The sequence below is a fragment of the Ihuprevotella massiliensis genome, from assembly GCA_900095835.1.
Taxonomy (GTDB): domain Bacteria; phylum Bacteroidota; class Bacteroidia; order Bacteroidales; family Bacteroidaceae; genus Alloprevotella; species Alloprevotella massiliensis.
In genome coordinates this window covers 2,101,545-2,119,373 of the sequence record LT608321.1, presented here as the reverse complement: position 1 = coordinate 2,119,373, position 17,829 = coordinate 2,101,545, and the positions used below count along the sequence as shown (strand labels likewise).

Annotated in this window: 14 protein-coding genes and 2 pseudogenes; 12 read left to right on the top strand and 4 right to left on the bottom strand. The window is 51.9% G+C overall.

From position 1 onward, the window contains the following. Positions 1–68 precede the first annotated feature (68 nt). Together BQ2633_RS08555 and BQ2633_RS08550 are read left to right on the top strand one after the other, a co-directional pair. On the top strand, positions 69–788 hold the full coding sequence (locus tag BQ2633_RS08555) for a nucleoside-specific channel-forming Tsx family protein (protein ID WP_075566479.1): 720 nt from the start codon (positions 69–71) through the stop codon (positions 786–788). A gap of 306 nt (positions 789–1,094) precedes the next feature. Next, positions 1,095–2,420, top strand: a complete 1,326-nt coding sequence (locus BQ2633_RS08550) for an NCS2 family permease (RefSeq protein WP_075566478.1) — start codon at positions 1,095–1,097, stop codon at positions 2,418–2,420. Positions 2,421–2,669: 249 nt separating this feature from the next. On the opposite strand, the gene BQ2633_RS08545 is transcribed toward BQ2633_RS08550, so the two are convergent. Together BQ2633_RS08545 and BQ2633_RS08540 are read right to left on the bottom strand one after the other, a co-directional pair. Further along, a complete protein-coding gene (locus BQ2633_RS08545; RefSeq protein WP_075566476.1) occupies positions 2,670–3,509 on the bottom strand; it encodes a CvfB family protein in 840 nt (279 codons plus the stop codon). 12 nt (positions 3,510–3,521) lie between these two features. Then, complete coding sequence (locus BQ2633_RS08540; protein ID WP_075567326.1) at positions 3,522–4,316, bottom strand: ABC transporter ATP-binding protein; 795 nt, start codon at positions 4,314–4,316, stop codon at positions 3,522–3,524. A 233-nt stretch (positions 4,317–4,549) separates the two neighbouring features. On the opposite strand from BQ2633_RS08540, the gene BQ2633_RS08535 reads away from it, so the two are divergent. Beyond that, positions 4,550–5,041 carry a 3'-5' exonuclease gene (locus tag BQ2633_RS08535; RefSeq protein ID WP_075566474.1) on the top strand — a complete coding sequence of 164 codons (492 nt, stop codon included), beginning with the start codon at positions 4,550–4,552 and terminating at the stop codon, positions 5,039–5,041. A gap of 148 nt (positions 5,042–5,189) precedes the next feature. On the opposite strand, the gene BQ2633_RS08530 is transcribed toward BQ2633_RS08535, so the two are convergent. Beyond that, positions 5,190–5,615, bottom strand: a complete 426-nt coding sequence (locus BQ2633_RS08530) for a Fur family transcriptional regulator (protein ID WP_075566472.1) — start codon at positions 5,613–5,615, stop codon at positions 5,190–5,192. Positions 5,616–6,143: 528 nt separating this feature from the next. Continuing rightward, entirely contained in the window at positions 6,144–8,165 is a 2,022-nt protein-coding gene (locus BQ2633_RS08525) for a cation:proton antiporter (protein ID WP_075566470.1), read from the bottom strand. A gap of 251 nt (positions 8,166–8,416) precedes the next feature. On the opposite strand from BQ2633_RS08525, the gene BQ2633_RS08520 reads away from it, so the two are divergent. The 9 genes and pseudogenes from BQ2633_RS08520 to BQ2633_RS08475 all read left to right on the top strand — a co-directional run bounded on the left by BQ2633_RS08520 (position 8,417) and on the right by BQ2633_RS08475 (position 17,776). Further along, entirely contained in the window at positions 8,417–9,439 is a 1,023-nt protein-coding gene (locus BQ2633_RS08520) for an aspartate-semialdehyde dehydrogenase (protein ID WP_075566468.1), read from the top strand. A 470-nt stretch (positions 9,440–9,909) separates the two neighbouring features. Then, on the top strand, positions 9,910–11,016 hold the full coding sequence (locus BQ2633_RS08515; RefSeq protein WP_075566466.1) for an OmpA family protein: 1,107 nt from the start codon (positions 9,910–9,912) through the stop codon (positions 11,014–11,016). A gap of 445 nt (positions 11,017–11,461) precedes the next feature. Then, complete coding sequence (gene flxB, locus BQ2633_RS08505; protein ID WP_075566462.1) at positions 11,462–12,190, top strand: flexirubin biosynthesis SDR family reductase FlxB; 729 nt, start codon at positions 11,462–11,464, stop codon at positions 12,188–12,190. Between the two features lie 280 nt (positions 12,191–12,470). Continuing rightward, a pseudogene (locus BQ2633_RS08500) lies at positions 12,471–13,247 on the top strand (beta-ketoacyl-[acyl-carrier-protein] synthase family protein); the annotation flags it as partial. 2 nt (positions 13,248–13,249) lie between these two features. Then, a pseudogene (locus tag BQ2633_RS08495) lies at positions 13,250–13,792 on the top strand (SDR family oxidoreductase); the annotation flags it as partial. Positions 13,793–14,072: 280 nt separating this feature from the next. Next, positions 14,073–15,302, top strand: coding sequence for a beta-ketoacyl-[acyl-carrier-protein] synthase family protein (locus BQ2633_RS08490; protein ID WP_075566461.1), 1,230 nt, complete (start codon positions 14,073–14,075; stop codon positions 15,300–15,302). 23 nt (positions 15,303–15,325) lie between these two features. Then, on the top strand, positions 15,326–16,426 hold the full coding sequence (locus BQ2633_RS08485) for a methyltransferase (protein WP_075566459.1): 1,101 nt from the start codon (positions 15,326–15,328) through the stop codon (positions 16,424–16,426). A gap of 75 nt (positions 16,427–16,501) precedes the next feature. Beyond that, the gene (locus BQ2633_RS08480) at positions 16,502–16,747 is read left to right on the top strand and encodes an acyl carrier protein (RefSeq protein WP_075566457.1); all 246 of its coding nucleotides are present in this window, start codon (positions 16,502–16,504) and stop codon (positions 16,745–16,747) included. A 78-nt stretch (positions 16,748–16,825) separates the two neighbouring features. Then, positions 16,826–17,776 carry an LpxL/LpxP family acyltransferase gene (locus BQ2633_RS08475; protein WP_083234010.1) on the top strand — a complete coding sequence of 317 codons (951 nt, stop codon included), beginning with the start codon at positions 16,826–16,828 and terminating at the stop codon, positions 17,774–17,776. The last annotated feature ends 53 nt before the right edge of the window (positions 17,777–17,829 follow it).

The window sequence follows — 17,829 nt, the reverse complement described above, 5'->3', positions numbered from 1 at the left end:
AGCGACGGACGACAGACCTCCTTCCGCAAAGCTCTATAAAAAGACAAATTTCTAATTACAACTTTAATATGTTCCGTAAACTTTTCCTCCTTGCGGCTTTCGTCCTCACTGCAGGCATCGCTGCACAAGCTCAGAATGTGCAAGTGCACTACGACTTTGGTCGTGCCATGTACTCTGAACAAAATGTAGGTGATGAGCCTCGTCCTTTGATCACTACTACCGTAGAAATGTTCCGCGCAGACAAGTGGGGTAACACTTTCTTCTTTGTCGACATGAACTATCGTCGCATTGGTATCCAATCTGCTTACTGGGAAATCTCTCGCGAGTTCAAGCTTGGCAAATCTCCCTTCCTTGCTCACATCGAGTATGACGGAGGTTTGAACTATAGCACTACCTATGGTCACTCTTACCTCGCAGGTCTTACCTACGCTTGGAACCGCAAGGACTATCAAGGTGGCTTCACGGTTACTCCTATGTTCAAGTACTTGGACAAGAAGACCAACCCTGCTTCTTGGCAGCTCACCGGAACTTGGTACTACAACTTCGCAGGTGGCTTGCTCACTACTAGCGGTTTTGCTGACCTTTGGAGCGACCGTAGCTTCGTAGACGGCAAGAGCAACCTCGTGTTCATCACCGAACCTCAGCTTTGGCTCAACCTTAACAAGGTGAAAGGTGTGGACCCCAACTTCAACCTCAGCGTAGGTACTGAGTGGGAAATCAGCCATAACTTCGCAGTGACCGACAAGCTCATCGTGAATCCTACGCTTGCTGTGAAGTGGACCTTCTAATCTCGCCAACACGAGCTTAGGTCCCTTTCTCACTTCTCCTATTTTCTATACTTTTTCATCAGCATTCCTGCTCTGCTCTTCGTGAGTCATTCAGGAATGCTGCTGATTTTCTCTCCTAAATGTCTGCCACCGGCTGAGCACTGTCCTACTTTATTGGGAAGAAAACCTACCCCTTGGGAAAACCTCCCTTCATTCGGTAGCACTCTCCCATTTTCATGGGGCAACACTCTCCCTCCATCTGGAGCATCTATGCTCAGCAGCCGCAAACTCAGGATTATTCATCTACCAATCAACCATACTTCTCGTATGCAATTCCTTTATCGTCTCGTGGGCTTCGATCCCACCAAGTACAATCTCCGCACGGAGTTGATGGCAGGTCTCACCACCTTCCTCACCATGGGCTACATTCTTGCCGTAAACCCCGACATTCTCTCTGCCACTGGCATGGATAAGGGCGCAGTCTTCACCGCAACCGCGTTGGCTTCTGCCATTGGTACACTGCTCATCGCCTTTATGGCTAAGTTGCCCTTCGCACAAGCTCCTGGCATGGGTATCAATGCTTTCTTCGCATTCACCCTTTGTCTCACCATGGGCTACACATGGCAACAGTCACTTGCCGCAGTTTTCATCGAGGGTATCATATTTATTGTCCTCACCGCCCTTAATGTGCGCGAGCACATCGTGAATTGCATCCCCAAAAGTCTGCGTTTCGCCATCTCCGCTGGTATCGGCTTCTTCATTGCTTTTGTAGGTTTGAAGAACTCTGGCATTATCGTGGCGAATGAAGCCACTTTCGTGTCACTCGGTCACTTCAATGCCACTTCTTCTGTGGCTTGCTTGGGCATCATCCTCAGCGGTGTACTCATGAAGCTCCGTGTGCGTGGTGCACTCTTCTATAGCATCATCATCTGCACGCTGATTGGTATCCCCTTGGGTGTAACAAACATTGGCGAAAGTTTTTCTCCCGTGTCTATGCCTCAGTCCATCGCTCCCACCTTCTTGCAAATGGACTTCTCTAAAGTGCTCAGTGGCGACATGATTCTTACCATCCTCGTGCTCGTATTCATCGACATCTTCAACACCATCGGTACTCTTATCGGCGCTGCAGCCAACACAGAAATGATGGACGAAGCTGGCAATGTGAAGAACATCAAGGGCGCAATGATGGCAGACGCCGTGGCAACTAGCGTTGGTGCTATGTGCGGAACTTCCACCGTTACGACTTTCGTAGAAAGTTCTGCGGGTATCGCTGAAGGTGGTCGCACAGGTATGACTGCTCTCTCCACAGCTTTCTTCTTCCTCCTCGCACTTTTCCTCTCTCCTCTCTTCTTGCTCATCCCCTCTGCTGCCACAACCGGTGCACTTGTATTGGTAGGTGTGTTGATGTTGAGCTCAATTAAAGACGTGGATCTCCTCGACATCTCTGAGGCTCTTCCTAGCTTCATCACCGTGCTCACCATGGTCTTGACCTATAACATCGCAGAAGGTATGGCACTCGGTCTCATCAGCTACACCCTCGTCAAGGTGCTTACTGGCCGTTTCAGCCAAGTGTCTATCACCCTCTACATTGTTTCTGGTCTGCTCATCGCACGCTACGTGCTTCAAGCACTCAACGTGTCTGCTGGTATCTAATATCCGCAACCGCAAACCTCGGAGCATCCCCATATTCATCTTGCAGAGAGCTCAATTACATCTCTCGTAGAACACAATTTCCTCTCTCGTAGAACAAAGTTGTATCTCCCGAAGCAACGATGAATTACTCCCAGAAGCAAAGCCATAAAATCAAAGCTGGGACTACCCTTCACGGATAGTCCCAGCTTTTTTGTTGGACTCGACAGAGGTGATGTCTGAAATTCAGCCGTCACCCTCATAAATGATAAATTATGCCTTGCGAATACCGCCCTCTTCGAGTATGATTTTCTTTTCGCGATAGAGCGTACCGACTGCGCGCTTGAAGGTCTTTTTGGACACGCCAAAACGAGCGGAGATGTCGTCGGACGAAGATTTGTCGGTGAAAGGTAGGAAGCCTTCGGGAGCCGCTTGGAGTTCTTCGTAGAGCACCTCGGCAAAATCGCGGAAGCGACTCTTGCCCAATCGCTGTAACGACACATCGATGCGCCCATCGGGACGAACATTCACCACCGTACCGCGCAGGCGATCACCCGTCTTAGGTTCGGGTGCAAAGAGTTGGTCGTTATATACCAATCCGGCATGGCGATTGTCTACAATCACCTTCAGCCCTAATTCCGTGCGCTGCCAAACAAGAAGATCCACCTCTTCGCCGCGATGGTAAAAATGTTCGCGAGCGGGATAGAGATGTTTGTCAATCTTCGCAGTAGCCATGAGGCGACCGGTCTCTTCGTCGATATCCACGAAGACAATGTAGCTTTCTCCCACCTCCATAGTGCGCTTTTGCTGACGAAACGGCACAAAGAGATCTTTCATCACTCCCCAATTCAGGAAAGCACCATGCTCATTCACCCACGCCACTTCGAGATAAGCAAAGTCGCCCACCGTGGCAAGCGGCTGCTCCGTGGTAGCAACGAGGCGTTCCGATTGGTCGAGATAGACAAAAAGTTCGAGCGTATCGCCCGGACGCATGGACTTTGTCACATAGGCCTTGGGCACAAGGATTTCTCCCACTTCACCCCCATCCACATAAGCCCCATGATCGGTGAAGCGCGTGATGGTGAGGGTGTTGAATTGTCCGATGTTAATCATGATAAGTTGAGATTATTCAGCAAGGTTAAGGGGATAGTCTGACATAGGGGCAGTAAGGTGCAGCGCGGCGGTTGCTTCGGTATCTGTAGAAGTATGGTTATCTTCGTCCGCCTCTAAGGATGCTTCACTGGTCTGCTGCACTTCAGTGGTGGCTTCATCCGAGATTCTGCCATCGACCATGTGGATGCAGCGGTCGCATTGCTGTGCAAAAGTCTCATCGTGTGTGACAATGACAAAGGTTTGTCCGAGGTCACGACGCAGTTGGAAAAAGAGTTCCTGCAGTTCCGCACGATTTTTTGAGTCAAGCGATCCCGTGGGCTCGTCGGCAAAGATGATGTCTGGCTCATTCATCAAGGCACGTGCAGCCGCCACACGCTGTTTTTCGCCACCAGAAAGCGCAGCGGGCTTGTGCTCCGCCCGATCTTCCAGTCCCATATAAGCCAAGAGCTGAGTGGCACGTTCGCGAGCGGCACGCTTGGAAGTCCCAGCGATGAGAGCAGGCATCATGACATTTTCGAGCGCAGTGAACTCAGGAAGGAGCTGATGAAACTGAAAAATGAAGCCGATGTGGGTATTTCTGAAGTGTGAAAGCGCAGAAGACGATAGGCGGGTCACATCGGTGTTGGCTATCGTCAGCGTGCCTTCGTTGGGACGATCGAGCGTGCCCATGATTTGCAGGAGCGTGGTCTTACCCGCTCCCGAAGGACCTACGATACTCACCATCTCGCCTTTCTGGATGTCGAGATCTATGCCTTTGAGCACTTCGAGGTTGCCAAAGGATTTATGGATATTTCTAAGAGATATCATGTGGAGGTTATCTGCTTTCAAGCCAGTTAATCTATAGTTGTTTCTGCGAATTTACTCATTTCTCGGGAGGTGGTGGCATATTGTAGGCTTTTTTCTTGCAAAGCCAGGGAGATTTCGTCCTCACCAACAGAGATTTCCCAACGGAGCAAGGCTATTTTTGAAAATTACTTCCTACCTTTGTCGTGATGGGTGCTTGACACTCGCGAAAATCACTCTATTTCCTCCTCACAACTATGCAAGATTTTGTAGCCATCGACTTTGAAACTGCCAATAATGTCCGCAGTAGCGTTTGTTCTGTGGGCATCGTGGTGGTGCGCCATGGAGAAATTGTACAAAAGCACTATGCTCTCATCCAGCCTGAGCCTAATTATTATTGCTACCACAACACGCGCGTCCATGGATTGTCTGCCAAGGACACGGACAACGCGGAAGTTTTCAGTAAAGTGTGGGAAGAAATTGCTCCCCTCATTGGCGATTTGCCTTTGGTGGCGCACAATAGCCGCTTTGACGAAGGCTGTTTGAAAGCCGCCTTCCGTGTTTATCAGATGGACTATCCAGATTATCTCTTTTTCGACACCTTGCAGATGGCGCGCAAGGCCTTTCCACTACTGGAAAATCACCAACTCCACACAGTGGCTGCGGAGTGCGGCTATGATTTGACGCATCACCACCACGCGCTCGCCGATGCCGAGGCGTGTGCCTGCATCGCTTTGCAACTGGGATAATCCCCTATCGGTCATTAGACCGTGAGGTGTTACTGGGTTTGGGATAAGCCACGGTTGGCAACGCTTTGCCCACGATGGGCGATGTCGCTCCGAAGGTGGGGCTATCAACAACAAAAGATGGGGCGCAAGGCTCCATCTTTTTTATTGGTCATGTGTCTTGTTGTGCCAAACAGTCGGAACATACGCCCCGATAATACAAATCGGCAGTCTCGATCGTAAAGCCTTTCGGTGCAGAAGGTGGCGCAGCCAGCAAGTCGGACGGCGACTCTATGTTGAAGATTCTCCCACATTTATGGCAAAGAAAGTGGGCATGCGGCTCCGTCACCCCATCGAAATTGGCATTTTTGCCGTCGATGGTGAGCATACGCACCACGCCATGCTCCATGAGTAGGCGGAGGGTGTTGTAAACGGTAGTCTTGGATAGCGTAGGAATGTGGTCCACCAAGGCTTGATAAATCTCGTCTACGGTGGGATGTCCCATCTGTTGCAGTAGATATTGCATCACCGCCACGCGCTGCACGGAGGCTTTCACGCCGTGTGCGGTGAGATATTCGTAGACCTCTTTTTCTTGCATGAAGGGGAGTGTTATGTCTAGGGCAAAATTACAAATTCCTTTTTGGGAAACCAAGCATCGCAAACGATTTTTACCTGCAAAATAATGTTAGACGCTAGAGAGTAGACGTTAGAAATGGGACGTTAGTCGTTAGAGATGGGAAGTTAACCATTGAGCCTTGGAGAATTGATACTGAAAATCAAGCCTTTCCACATCATTTCTACGTCTTTCGACAAGGTGCAAGGCGAGGGCGAAAAAAAATCTCCCACGTTTTTAAAAAAAACTCCGACGTTTTTCAGAAAATCTCCCACGTTTTTTGGAAAAAGTCCAACGTTTTTTGAGAAACGTCGGACTTTTTGCCGTGAACTCTCCAACTATAGTCTTACAAGGGGCGGATTTGTCAGTTGGCACAGTCGGATTTTCTCGTCCTTTCCTTGCATTTTGGGGCAACTTCTTTTGGAGTGCAAATTCCTCGAGTACTAAGTTATAACAGCTTATCACCAAAGTGCCACAGCATATCTCTAACGTCTAATTTCTAACGTCTAAAGTCTAATGCCTAGCATCTATTTTGGGAAGGACAATCATCCAACTACGCATGGAGAAATAGCGTTCGATTTGCATGGGAAGTTGGTCGAGATAGCGGTGGTGCGACGGCATACCACGACGGGCAGAGATGAAGACCGCCAGGTGGTCGGAACGCAGGCGAGAAGCCAAAGGGAGAAGGTCATCCCACGAAGTGAAGTCGTGATATTCCACCTCAGGCTTTTGTTTCGACGATTCCCAAATCTTGCGCAGCGCCTCCATCGTCTCCGGTGCACCATAGACCGAGATGCGGCACGACAACTGCACCGAGAGGGTGGCAAGACGCGTAGCCCAATGGCGGAAACCGGGATCGTATTCGCCACTTCGAGGCACGACGATGTGCATACGGCGCAAAGAGTGGATGGGCACCAAGGGACGATAGACCATAATTTGCTGCGAAGCCGCTTCGAAAAGGTCGGTGGCAAACTTGCCAAAGAAGGTGGCAGAGATGGATTTCTTCTGATGAAGCCCAATCAATATGTCGGAAGCCTCGTGCTCTCCTGCCGTGTGCACGATGCCCGTCACGGCATTCACCGAGCGGCGGCAATGAGTTTGCATGCGCACTCCCACCGTAGCCGCCATTTTCGCTGCGTAGTCCAGACCTTGCTGTGCGACAGCACGCTCTTCGGCATCGTCAGAGAGCACCACGCTCACGGCAGTGAGTTGCGAAGTTGCCGACGCACTGCGCAGCATCAACGCCATATTGGTCATGGGAATCACCATGCGCGGATTTGCCAAAGCCACCACGAGCGAGTCTTTCTCTTCGTTTTCGGCAGAAGTGGCGAGCGTGGCACCCGAAAGCATGAGTTGGCGAGCAGCACGCTCCGTGAGCGCGGAGGCAATGATGCACGATCCCAAGATGAGCATCATGGCAGCACCTACCACATCTTCGTTGAGCAGATGCTTTCCGTCGGGCAAAATGATTTCATATCCCACCATGGCAATCGCCAGTGCCGAAGCCGCGCGCGCGGTGCTCAGTCCGCCCACCATGTTCCTCTCAGTGGCGGAAAATTGCAAAGCCCGTCCCACCAACTGCGCTGCGAGAAGTTTGCCCGCCGTTCCGACAATGATCATTGCCAAAGCCATGGCGGCGATGTGCCAACCCGAGAGGATGGCGTGCAGATTGATAATCATGCCTACCCCAATGAGGAAATAGGGAATGAAGAGGGCATTTCCCACAAACTCGATGCGCTGCATCAGCGGTCCCACAGCAGGGATTTCGCGATTGAGCACGATGCCCACGAGGAAGGCACCGAGAAGCCCTTCCATTCCAGCCCATTCCATGAGCCCAGCTCCCAAGAAGACCAGGACGAGCACGAAGACATATTGCACCACTCCCTCATCGAAACGACGGAAAAACCAACGCGCCAGCGAGGGCATCAACAAAAACAGTCCGGCAGTGACGAGAGCCACGCGCCCCAATAGGTGCCACACGTTGAAATCTCCACCATCGGGCTTGAACATTCCACCCACCACGGCGAGCACTACGAGGGTCAGGACATTGGTAAGGATAGTTCCGCCCACCGCCATGCCGACCGAGCGATGACGTGCCAAGCCCCACCGCATCACTAGGGGATAGGTGAGCAGAGTGTGTCCAGAATACATGGCAGCCACGAGCACCGCAGCAGGTAAACTCAAACCCAATCCCCAGCGATTGGCAAGAAAGCCGAGCGCCATGGGAAGTGCAAAGGAGATAGAGCCAAAAGCCAGCGCGCCCCACCGATAACGTTGCACGTCGGTAAGGTTCATGCCGAGCGATGCCAAGAACATGATGTAGTAAAGTCCCACCTTGCCGAAGATTTCAAAGGAGGCATCGCGCGAAAGCAGGTAGACCCCATGCGGCCCTACGAGCATCCCCGCCACAATGAGGCCCACGATGGAGGGAATTTTGAGCCGTTCGAGCACCATCGGTGTGAAAAGAATCAAGCCCAACACGACGAGCACAATCCATGTGGGGTTAGTGATGAGGGGTTCGGTGGGAAGCAGCATAAAGGACAATGGAGGGTTTTGGCATATTCACTGATAAGATTGCAAGATTATACACTGCAAACTATACGTTTTGCAGCAAAGGAACAAAAAAAATGGCAGACTAAGCACGATTTCTGAAGATAAATTGATACTTTTGCAGCATAAAACAATAAATTCTCACGGAAGAAGTACACAAAAATGTGAAGCGTATGCCTATATATATTGTATAAGCCACTTCATCCTTCCCTTCTTCCTCATCTTTATTCGCAACAATGAAAGTAGCCATCGTGGGCGCCAGTGGTGCCGTAGGTCAAGAATTTTTGCGCACATTGGCCGAGCGCAATTTCCCTATCGAAGAACTTCGTCTCTTCGGTTCGAAACGAAGTGCTGGAACTTCCTACTCTTTCCGCGGCGAAGAAATCAAAGTGCGCGAATTGTGCCATGGTACAGATGATTTCAAAGACATCGACATCGCATTTACTAGTGCTGGTGCCGGCACTTCAAAGGAGTTTGCCGAAGACATCACCAAGTATGGCGCTGTGATGATCGACAACTCTAGCGCTTTCCGCATGGATGAAGATGTGCCCCTCGTAGTGCCCGAATGCAACGCTACTGATGCCCTCGTACGCCCTCGCGGCATCATCGCCAATCCCAACTGCACCACCATCATGATGGTCGTAGCTTTACAAGCCATCGAACGCTTGAGCCATATCCGCCGTGTGCACGTTTCGAGCTACCAATCGGCTTCTGGCGCTGGACAAGCAGCTATGGATGAACTCGTGGCTCAACAAAAAGCGCTGGCTAATGGCGAAGAACCTCACGTGGAGAAGTTCGCTTACCAACTTGCCTACAACGTAATTCCTCAAATCGATGTATTCTGCGACAACGGATATACGAAGGAGGAGATGAAGATGTACAACGAGACGCGCAAAATTATGCACAGTGACATCGAGGTGAGCGCTACTTGCGTGCGCGTGCCAACAATGCGCAACCACGCAGAGTCCATTTGGTTGGAAACAGAAAGCCCCATCACTGTGGAGGCAGCGCGTGAAGCTATCGCAAACGGCGAAGGTCTCACCTTGCTCGACAATCCTGCAGAGCGCCAATATCCCATGCCTTTGCTGCTCGAAAGCTGCGACGACGTCTTCGTTGGGCGTATCCGCAAAGACCTCGCCCACCCCAATGGCTTAACCCTCTGGTTGGTGAGCGACCAAATCAAGAAAGGCGCAGCACTCAATGCCGTGCAAATCGCTGAATGGTTGGTGAAAAACGACCCCTCTCTCGCAGGAAAATAAACAGATATCGCGTAGTGCGAAAAAAATAAGTTGAAAAAACCGCGGAAAAAACCGCGATTTTTTCGGCTATAACGTGCAATTTTGCTATATTATTGCCACGAAATACGTTTTTTTCTGTAAAAACATTGGGGCATATAGCAAAAACAACTACCTTTGCACGCAAAAGACAGTACAGCGATAGGTGAAATCCTCTGATATTCTCCGATTTGAACGCACCTCCATAGAAATAGGCACACCAGCACAGACCAGCTGAGTTCGCCCCATTGCCCGAAGGTCAAGCGTTTTGTCGTAAGTATCCTCAGGAAACTCCTTTCCCGCTCCAAGTCCGTCCTTTTGTCTAGACACTGAAGCACCACTCACGACACTCACCCTCCGAGGTGTGGCCCTGTCACCAGTGAGTGTTTTCATTGTATTTGCTCAGGACGTCTTTCCACTATCGCATCAGAACAACAAACTCAAAAAAAGATATTATGCAATTCAAATCTATCCTCGTTGCTGCCCTTGCTGCATTTTCGCTCAGCGCAGCCGCTCAAGATGCTCCCAAAGAGAAGTTCCATCCCCACTGGACGCTTGGTCTTCAAGGTGGTATCGGCTATTCTCATGGTGAACACAAGACTTTGGGTGACGTAATCACTCCTGCTGCAGGTCTTCACCTCGGTTATCAATTTACTCCTGTCTTCAACCTCCGCGGTCACGTTAGCGGCTGGCAAGGTAAGAACGGCTGGGACTACGACCACACTCCCCAACACTACAAGTGGAACTATGGTACTGCTGGTCTTGATGGTATGTTCAACCTCTCTAACCTCTTCGCAGGTTACAACCCCAACCGTTGCGTTTCTGTAAACGCTTTCGTTGGTGCTGGTTACATCCATGGCTTCGACAACAAGGAAGCTCTCGATGCTAAGGCAGCTTCTCCACACGAACTCCTCCTCATCTGGAACAGCAACACGCTTAACCTCGTGTCTGGTCGTTTCGGTGCAAACGTAGACTTCCGTCTCAGCAAGCGCGTTAGCTTCAACATCGAAGCCCTCGCTTCTGTTACTAGCGACCGTTTCAACTCTAAGGATGGCGACAACCTCGACTGGCAAACTAACCTCTTCGGTGGTTTCACCTTCCGTCTTGGCAAGCTCTCTACTCCAGTGCCCGTGGCTATAGCAGTTCCTGAACCTGTGCAACCTGCTCCCGAGCCCGTAGAAGAAGTTGCTCCTGCTCCTACTATTGTTGCAGAAGAATATAAACCCGAGCCTGTGAAGGTAGAACCTCTCACTCGCAACGTATTCTTCCTCATCAACTCTGCAAAGGTTCGTCCTTCTGAATTGGTGAAGGTACAAGAAGTGGTAGACTTCCTCAACGCTAATCCTAACGCTAAGGTGGCTATCACCGGTTACGCTGACAAGGGTACTGGTAACAAGACCATCAACGCTCGTCTTTCTAAGCAACGTGCTAACGCTGTGTTCAACGAACTCGTGAAGAAGAACATCCCTGCAAACCGCATCATCAAGGATGCTAAGGGTGATACTGTTCAACCTTTCAGCGTGAACAACGACAACCGTGTAGTTATCTGCATCGCTGAATAATCACTACGAACATTTGTTTTCATAGTTATTCATAGTAGTCGCTCTCAGTCGCAAGACTGGGAGCGACTTTTTTTGCACCCTTCACAATGTCTTTCCAAATGCATCAGTCATTTGGGAACTGCCCTGCACACTAAGCAAGACCATAGCTGCGAAAGACACGCTCATACATCATACTTCCCTTAAAGAACATCATACTTTCTTTCCCAAATATCTGAAATTCCTTCTTAAGCATCTGAAATTCTCTCCCAAGCACCAGACTTTCACGTAAGGACCATGGAGATTTTTCGAAAAACAAAAGTGATTCGCCACCTTTACTCCCCACTTTTTTGTATCTTTGCTTTTATAATGCTTGTCCCCAAAGGAGAGCCTCTCCGTTATGTCGGAATGTAGCAATACTCCTCTGCGACAACGCAGGCCCCATTATTCACGAACTCAACTATTCTCCATGCAATACGCCCTCGTCACTGGCGGTTCTCGCGGCATCGGTCGCGCCATCTGCTTGCGATTGTCGCAAGCCGGCTGGTCCATACTCATCAATTATGTCAGCAACGAAGCTGCCGCACGCGAAACACTCGCACTTATCGAGGCACAAGGTGGTTCTGGCGAACTCTTCCCTTGCGATATGGCAAACCCACAAGCCATTGAATCCGCTGTGGAAAACTGGGAAACTGCTCACCCCTCCGACAGCATTGAAGTTTTGGTCAACAATGCCGGCATCCGCCACGACAATCTCCTCATCTTCATGCCCGACACCGACTGGCACTCCGTGCTAGACACCACGCTCAATGGCTTCTTCTACCTCACCCGCCGCGTGCTCAAAGGCATGATGACCCAACGCAAGGGACGCATCATCAACATTTCTTCCCTTTCGGGTGTGAAAGGTTTGGCAGGACAAGTGAATTATTCCGCAGCCAAAGCCGCTCTCATCGGCGCCACCAAGGCACTAGCTCAAGAAGTTGGTCCGCGCGGCATCACAGTCAATGCCATTGCCCCTGGCTTCATCACCAGCGACATGACCGCTGAACTCGATGAAAAAGAACTCCGCAAACTTGTTCCGCTTCGCCGCTTCGGCACAGCCGACGAAGTTGCAGCCCTCACCGCCTTCCTCGCCTCCGACGATGCCGCCTACATCACGGGCGAAGTCATCAACATCAACGGAGGACTCCACACCTAATCTCCCTCGTTGGGCAACTTTCTTTTGAAGGCTAAAGGGGAAAATCCCATTGAACATCCTTTCTCTCACCTCATTTTAGTTGCCCCCTCGTAGTGGCTGACGTGATTTTTCCGGTCTTCCTGCAGTTCCATCCAGTCTTTTGCGTATTTTCTCGAAGATTCCTGCGTATACTTTCGTAGATTTCAGATATTCACTACCGAGATTTCTAAATTCCGCACGGAAGTACAGACTGCAACCTACCTTCTCTTGATTCTTCAATTCCTATAATATCTTCTTCCCTATGTCACAACCTCGCGTCGTCATCACCGGCATCGGCATCTGGTCTTGCCTAGGCACCGACTGCCCCTCCGTCACTCAAGCCCTGCGCGAAGGACGAAGCGGCATTGGCATCGACCCTTTGCGCACAGAATATGGCTACCAATCGTCCCTCACCGGCTTAGTGGAGCGTCCCAAACTTAAAGGCGTGCTCGATCGTCGCCTACGCACTGGACTAGCCGAGGAAGGAGAGTTTGCCTATATGGCGTCGCGCGAGGCATTGTCTATGGCAGGCATCGACGAGGCTATGCTCGACAGTCGCGAAATCGGCTGTATCTTTGGCAATGATTCCTCAGCGAAACCCGTGATTGAGGCTGCCAACATCATGAACGACAAGCATGATAGCGCACTTCTTGGCAGTGGATTCATCTTCCAGTCCATGAACTCCACCGTGACGATGAACCTCAGCACCATCTTCCGCCTGCGCGGCATCAACTTCACCGTGAGTGCAGCTTGCGCCAGCGGCAGTCACTCCATCGGTTTGGCGTATATGCTCATCCGCCAAGGCTTGCAAGACCTCGTCCTTTGCGGCGGCGCGCAAGAAGTCAACCACTATTCCATGGCAACCTTCGACGCACTGGGAGCTTTCTCCAAACGTATGGACGAACCCCAACGAGCTTCTCGCCCCTTCGATGCCGAGCGCGATGGTCTCATCCCCAGTGGTGGTGCTGCTGCCTTGGTGGTAGAGAGCTACGAAAGTGCCGTGCAACGTGGTGCCAACATCCTTTGCGAAGTCGTGGGCNCCCACAAGCCATTGAATCCGCTGTGGAAAACTGGGAAACTGCTCACCCCTCCGACAGCATTGAAGTTTTGGTCAACAATGCCGGCATCCGCCACGACAATCTCCTCATCTTCATGCCCGACACCGACTGGCACTCCGTGCTAGACACCACGCTCAATGGCTTCTTCTACCTCACCCGCCGCGTGCTCAAAGGCATGATGACCCAACGCAAGGGACGCATCATCAACATTTCTTCCCTTTCGGGTGTGAAAGGTTTGGCAGGACAAGTGAATTATTCCGCAGCCAAAGCCGCTCTCATCGGCGCCACCAAGGCACTAGCTCAAGAAGTTGGTCCGCGCGGCATCACAGTCAATGCCATTGCCCCTGGCTTCATCACCAGCGACATGACCGCTGAACTCGATGAAAAAGAACTCCGCAAACTTGTTCCGCTTCGCCGCTTCGGCACAGCCGACGAAGTTGCAGCCCTCACCGCCTTCCTCGCCTCCGACGATGCCGCCTACATCACGGGCGAAGTCATCAACATCAACGGAGGACTCCACACCTAATCTCCCTCGTTGGGCAACTTTCTTTTGAAGGCTAAAGGGGAAAATCCCATTGAACATCCTTTCTCTCACCTCATTTTAGTTGCCCCCTCGTAGTGGCTGACGTGATTTTTCCGGTCTTCCTGCAGTTCCATCCAGTCTTTTGCGTATTTTCTCGAAGATTCCTGCGTATACTTTCGTAGATTTCAGATATTCACTACCGAGATTTCTAAATTCCGCACGGAAGTACAGACTGCAACCTACCTTCTCTTGATTCTTCAATTCCTATAATATCTTCTTCCCTATGTCACAACCTCGCGTCGTCATCACCGGCATCGGCATCTGGTCTTGCCTAGGCACCGACTGCCCCTCCGTCACTCAAGCCCTGCGCGAAGGACGAAGCGGCATTGGCATCGACCCTTTGCGCACAGAATATGGCTACCAATCGTCCCTCACCGGCTTAGTGGAGCGTCCCAAACTTAAAGGCGTGCTCGATCGTCGCCTACGCACTGGACTAGCCGAGGAAGGAGAGTTTGCCTATATGGCGTCGCGCGAGGCATTGTCTATGGCAGGCATCGACGAGGCTATGCTCGACAGTCGCGAAATCGGCTGTATCTTTGGCAATGATTCCTCAGCGAAACCCGTGATTGAGGCTGCCAACATCATGAACGACAAGCATGATAGCGCACTTCTTGGCAGTGGATTCATCTTCCAGTCCATGAACTCCACCGTGACGATGAACCTCAGCACCATCTTCCGCCTGCGCGGCATCAACTTCACCGTGAGTGCAGCTTGCGCCAGCGGCAGTCACTCCATCGGTTTGGCGTATATGCTCATCCGCCAAGGCTTGCAAGACCTCGTCCTTTGCGGCGGCGCGCAAGAAGTCAACCACTATTCCATGGCAACCTTCGACGCACTGGGAGCTTTCTCCAAACGTATGGACGAACCCCAACGAGCTTCTCGCCCCTTCGATGCCGAGCGCGATGGTCTCATCCCCAGTGGTGGTGCTGCTGCCTTGGTGGTAGAGAGCTACGAAAGTGCCGTGCAACGTGGTGCCAACATCCTTTGCGAAGTCGTGGGCTACGGATTTTCTGGCAACGGCGGTGGTATTTCTCAGCCCTCCGACGAAGGTTCTTTCATTGCTATGTCGCGTGCGCTCACCGATGCTGGGCTCAGTGCCGCCGACATCGACTACATCAATGCCCACGCCACCTCCACACCGCAGGGCGACTACTACGAAGCCCTTGCTCTCGCACGCCTATTTGGTGGAGAAAACTGCCCCTACATCAGCAGCACCAAAGGCATGACCGGACACGAATGTTGGATGGCAGGAGCCAGCGAAGTGGTCTATTCCATCTTGATGATGCAGAATAGCTTCGTGGCGCCCAATCTTAATTTGGAAAATCCCGATGAAGCAGCCGCGAACCTCAATCTCGTGCGCCAAACCATCGACACCTCCGTGCGCACTGTGCTGAGCAACTCTTTCGGATTTGGTGGCACCAACTCCGCTCTCATCCTTCGCGCCATCGACTAACCTCCTTTCCCCCTTCTTCTACCATGCACCTCTCTCCAGCACTCTCACAAAGCTACACGCGCGACACCCTCACCGCACGAGAAGCACAACGACAAGCCGAGTGCATCGCTTGGGCACCCGTGGCTTTCCAAGTGGCGCGATTGCTCAAAAAGTGGCAAATCCTCGCACTCCTTAACGACTCTTCCCACGGACTCACGCTCGAAGATCTGCAACAGTCCACAGACCGTTCGCACTATGCCCTCACCATCCTCACCGATGCTGGACTTTCGCTCGGACTTCTCTTAGTAGACCCCACCACCGACCGCTTTTCCTTGAGCAAAACAGGTTGGTTTTTACTCACCGACCCAGCCACCGCGGTCAATCTCGACTTCAACCACGATGTCAACTACCAAGGGATGTTTCATCTCGAGGAAGCACTCACCACGGGCAAGCCTGCGGGGCTCAAAACCCTCGGAGATTGGTCCACCATCTACGAAGGTTTGTCCCAACTTCCCCCAGACGCGCTCAAGAGTTGGCTAGCCTTCGACCATTTCTACTCAGATGGCTCGTTTGATGCCGCACTTCCCATCGTCTTCTCCCAACCGGTGCGCCACCTGCTCGACATTGGCGGCAACACAGGTCGCTTCGCCTTGCGCTGCGTAGGTCAAGATGCCAACGTGCGTGTGACGATTGCCGACCTCCCTGGGCAAATCTCCATGATGCGCTCCAACATCGCCGGAGCATCGGGCGAAGAACGCATTGACGCCTTCCCCATCGACTGGCTGCGCTTGGACAACACCCTCCCCACCGATTGGACAGATCTCGATGTCGTTTGGATGAGTCAGTTTTTAGACTGCTTTTCCGAACCCGAAATCTTGAGCATTCTCCAGCGCACCGCGCAAGCCATACAACCCCACACGCGACTGTTCATCCTCGAAACCCTTTGGGACAGACAGCGCTTCGAACCTGCGGCGTTCTGCCTCACCATGACGAGTGTCTATTTCACAGCGATGGCGAATGGCAACAGCAAGATGTACCACTCTGATCGTCTTTTCGCCCTCATCGAGCAAGCAGGACTCAGCATCGCCTCCGTGCACGACCATCTCGGACAAGGACACTCCCTCATCGAGGTCCGCAAGGCTTAGGCACTAATGTCTAACGTCTAATCTCTAAAGTCTAACGTCTACCCTCTAACGTCTAACGTCTAAATTCTAAATAAAATGAACCGTACAGAAATCGAAGAAAAAGTAAGAGAATTCCTCATTGAAGACCTCGAAGTAGAAGAAGAAAACATCCATCCCGATGCCTTGTTGAAAGACGACCTCGGCATCGATAGCCTCGACTTCGTGGACATTGTGGTCATCATCGAGCGCAAGTTTGGTTTCAAAATCAAGCCCGAAGAGATGGCAGGTGTCGACACCCTCCAAAAGTTCTGCGACTACATCGAGAGCAAAGTCGGCAACTAACTCACCCCTTCCCCTCTCGCGCTGAGAAACTAGGGAGCAGCGAAGCACATCTCTCGTTTTCTCTCGCTTCGTCTTCCCATGGACGATGCCGAATTGTGGAGATTTTCGAGGAAAATCCCCATCTCGAGCCAAGAAACTCTCACTGGTAAACAAACTATCATGGATTGGCAAGGCCACACCGACGGAACGCCCTGGATGCAACGCCAACTTATTGTGCTGCTCCGTGCCCTACCTCTGCAGTTCATCTATGCAGTGGTAGCCCTCGTTGTGCCTGGTTATCTCGTGTTTCGCTCTGGCACGCGCCATCAATACCGCTTTTTTCGCGACCAACTTGGGTTTTCTCCTCTGAAGGCTGCGAGGATGACGGTGGTCAACCACTATCGCTTCGGGCAAATCATGATCGATCGCTTTGCCGCCTTCGCAGGGCGCAAGTTTCGATTCACCATCGAGGGAGAAGCTCATTTCGACCATCTCGTGCAGCAACCCGAAAGTTTCGCCTTGCTCTCCGCACACGTCGGGTGCTATGAGCTTTCGGGCTACACCCTCCGTCCCGAGGGAAAACAGATTTTCGCCCTCGTCTTTGCCCACGAAACGGCAGTGGTGGCAGAAGGTCGTCAAAGTCAGTTTGCCCAAACCGGCGTGCGCATGGTGCCCATTGCCGACGACATGAGCCATCTCTTCCTTCTCTCCGAAGCCCTCGCGCAAGGACACATCGTGAGTTTCCCAGCCGATCGCCATCTCCCTGCAGAGCGCACCCTCGAAGTTCCCTTCTTCCGTGGCAAAGCCTCGTTGCCCCACGGACCCTTTGCCCTCATTGCGCGCCGCAAGTTGCCCACACTCGTGCTGAGTGCGATGAAGACTTCCACTCATCACTACCGGCTGTTTGTCGATCCGCTCCCCATGCCCGAGCCTTCGCTCCCCATGGCGCAGCGCGCGGAAGCCCTAGCCACCGCCTACGCAGCCGTGCTCCAACAGCGCGTCACGCAATATCCTGCGCAGTGGTTCAACTTCTTCCCCTTCGTGCATTGAGTTTTCCTTCCCCCTCTTGGGAAATCTTCCCTCATCCTCACCGCGATTTTCAC